General features: G+C 70.7%; 3 protein-coding genes. All 3 read left to right on the forward strand.

What is annotated here, in order from left to right; genetic code table 11:
• Positions 1 to 964, forward strand: a 964-nt coding sequence (locus SSOG_RS27275) for a carbohydrate ABC transporter permease (protein ID WP_009717486.1), incomplete at its 5' end; no start/stop codon positions are given.
• Positions 961 to 1,854 carry a carbohydrate ABC transporter permease gene (locus SSOG_RS27280; protein ID WP_009717487.1) on the forward strand — a complete coding sequence of 298 codons (894 nt, stop codon included), beginning with the start codon at positions 961 to 963 and terminating at the stop codon, positions 1,852 to 1,854. The genes SSOG_RS27275 and SSOG_RS27280, both read left to right, overlap by 4 nt.
• A gap of 4 nt (positions 1,855 to 1,858) precedes the next feature.
• Positions 1,859 to 3,332, forward strand: a 1,474-nt coding sequence (locus tag SSOG_RS27285) for a beta-N-acetylhexosaminidase (RefSeq protein ID WP_009717488.1), incomplete at its 3' end; no start/stop codon positions are given.

Below are 3,332 nucleotides of genomic sequence, written 5' to 3' on the forward strand. Positions count from 1 at the left end.
GCAGGCCGGGCCGGAACCGGCCCGGAAGCGCCCGCCCCGGCCCACCGCGCGCGGGGCCCGGCGGCGGGCCGGACGGGGGAGCGGGACGCCCTGGCTCTACCTCGCCCCGGCCCTCGTCGTCCTCGGCGGGCTGCTGATCTATCCCATCTACCAGCTCGGGCTCATCTCGTTCCTGGAGTACACCCAGGCCCAGGTGAGCGGGGGCAAGCCGACCAGCTTCCAGGGGTTCGCCAACTACGCGGAGCTGTTCCGTGACCCCGAGTTCTGGAGCGTCACCCTCACCACCGTCGTCTTCGCCGCCGTGTGCGTCGTCTCCACCCTCGCGGTGGGCTGCGCGCTCGCGGTGCTGCTCACCCGGGTCCGGGCGATCCCGCGGCTGGCGCTGATGCTGGCCGCGCTCGGTGCCTGGGCCACCCCGGCGGTGACGGGGTCCACGGTCTGGCTGTTCCTGTTCGACCCCGACTACGGGCCCGTCGACCGGGTCCTGGCGTGGGTCGGGCTCTCCGGCTTCCAGGACTACTCCTGGACGTACGGGCGCTACAGCGCTTTCGCCCTGGTGCTGTTCGAGATCGTGTGGTGTTCGTTCCCGTTCGTCATGGTCACCGTGTACGCGGGCATCAAGGCCATCCCGGCGGAGGTGCTGGAGGCCGCCGCACTCGACGGCGCCTCCGCCTGGCGGATCTGGCGCCGGATCATGGCCCCGATGCTGCGGCCGATCCTCGTCGTGGTGACGATCCAGTCCATCATCTGGGACTTCAAGGTCTTCACCCAGATCTACGTCATGACGGGCGGCGGCGGCACCGCGGGCCAGAACCTGGTGCTCAACGTCTACGCCTACCAGGAGGCGTTCGCGTCCTCGGAGTACGGGCTCGGCTCGGCGATCGGCGTGGTGATGCTGCTGATCCTGCTCGCCGTCACCCTGGTCTATCTGCGGCTGCTGCGACGGCAGGGAGAAGAACTGTGAGCCACTCCAGCGCCGCCGGTGTCGCGCCGCCGCGCCGCGCGTTCCGCATCCGCCGCCCCTGGCGGCTCGCGGCCGAGGCCACCGCCCTGGCCGTCGCCGCCGTCGTCGCTTTCCCGCTCTACTGGATGGTGCTCTCGGCCTTCAAACCGGCCGGGGAGGTCCGGTCCACCCATCCCCGGCCGTGGACCTCCGCGCCCTCGCTGGACTCCTTCCGGCGCGTCTTCGAACAGCACGACTTCGGCCGCTACTTCCTCAACAGCCTGCTGGTCGCCGGGGCGGTGGTGATCGCCTCGGGCGTGATCGCCTTCCTCGCCGCGACCGCCGTCACCCGCTTCCGCTTCAGGTTCCGCACCACGCTGCTGGTGATGTTCCTGGTCGCCCAGATGGTGCCGATCGAGGCGCTGACCATCCCGATGTTCTTCCTGATGCGGGACCTGGGCGACACCGTGCCCGGGGTCGGGCTCAACACCCTGGGCTCGCTGATCCTGCCGCACATCGCCTTCTCGCTGCCGTTCGCCATCTGGATGCTGCGCGGCTTCGTGAAGGCCGTACCCGAGTCCCTGGAGGAGGCGGCCTATCTGGACGGCGCCAGCCGCTCCCGCTTCCTGTGGCAGATCCTGTTCCCGCTGGTCCTCCCCGGGCTCGTGGCCACCAGCGTCTTCTCCTTCATCTCCGCCTGGAACGACTTCCTGTTCGCCAAGTCGTTCATCATCAGCGCGACCGAGAACTCCACCCTCCCGATGGCGCTCCTCGTCTTCTTCAAGGACGAGGGCAACGACTGGGGCGGCATCATGGCGGCGTCCACCATCATGACCATCCCGGTGCTGATCTTCTTCGTACTCGTACAGCGCCGCCTGGTCTCCGGCCTCGGCGGAGCGGTAAAGGACTGACGCGATGCCCCAAGAGCCCGCCACCGGCCTCCTGCCCACCCCGCTGCGGGCCGTCCCCACCCTCGGTGGCGGCGAGGGCTACGTCCTGGACGAGGACAGCCAGATCGACGCCCGGCCCGGCACCGAGCGCGTCGCCCGCTGGCTGCGCGCCACCGTCGGGGCGGCCACGGGTCTGCCGCTGGCCCCGCACACCGACGCCTGGAACCGCATCGTGCTGGAGCTCGACCCGGGCGTGGGGGAGCGGCTCGGCCCCGAGGGGTACAGCATCTGCGTCGACGGCCTCGCGGTGGTCATCCAGGGCGGCGGCGAGTCCGGCCTGTTCTGGGGCGCCCAGACGCTGCGCCAGCTGCTCGGCCCGGACGCCTTCCGGCGCGCGCCGATCGACCCGCAGCGGCGCGAGTGGTCCCTGCCCGCGCTCTACGTCGAGGACGCGCCCCGCTTCGCCTGGCGCGGGCTGATGCTGGACGTGGCCCGGCACTTCCTGCCCAAGGACGGCGTGCTCGCCTATGTCGACCTGCTCGCCGCCCACAAGCTCAATGTGCTCCATCTCCATCTGACCGACGACCAGGGCTGGCGGCTGGAGATCCGCCGCTACCCGGAACTGACCGCCACCGGTGCCTGGCGGACGCGCACCAAGCTCGGCCACCGCGCCTCCCCGCTGTGGGACGAACGCCCGCACGGCGGCTACTACACCCAGGACGACATCCGCGAGATCGTCGCCTACGCGGCCGAACGGCACATCACCGTCGTCCCCGAGATCGACATCCCCGGGCACAGCCAGGCAGCCATCGCCGCCTACCCGGAACTGGGCAACACGGACGTCATCGACACCGCCTCCCTCGGAGTCTGGACCACCTGGGGCATCAACCCGAACGTACTCTCCCCCACCGACACCACGCTCCGCTTCTTCGAGAACGTGCTGGAGGAAGTGCTGGACCTCTTCCCCAGCATCTTCGTCCACCTCGGCGGTGACGAATGCCCCAAGGACCAGTGGAAGGCGTCCCCGGCCGCCCAGGAGCGCATCCGCGAGCTGGGGTTGGCGGGCGAGGACGAGCTCCAGAGCTGGTTCCTCCGCCACTTCGGGCACTGGCTCGCCGCCCGCGGCCGTCGGCTGATCGGCTGGGACGAGATCCTGGAGGGCGGCGCACCGGACGCCCCGCTGCCCGACGGCGCCGCCGTCTCCTCCTGGCGCGGCTACGCGGGCGGCATCACCGCGGCCCGGGCCGGTCATGACGTCGTCATGTGCCCCGAACAGCAGGTCTACTTCGACCACCGGCAGGACCCGGGCGCGGACGAGCCGGTCCCCATCGGCTATGTCCGCACCCTGGAGGACGTCTATCGCTTCGAGCCGGTTCCGCCGCAGCTCACCGCGGACGAGGCCGCACATGTGCTGGGCGCGCAGGCCAACGTCTGGACCGAGGTCATGGAGGACCGGCGGCGGGTCGACTACCAGACCTTTCCCCGTCTCGCCGCCTTCG

The organism is Streptomyces himastatinicus ATCC 53653 (assembly GCF_000158915.1).
Lineage (GTDB): Bacteria > Actinomycetota > Actinomycetes > Streptomycetales > Streptomycetaceae > Streptomyces > Streptomyces himastatinicus.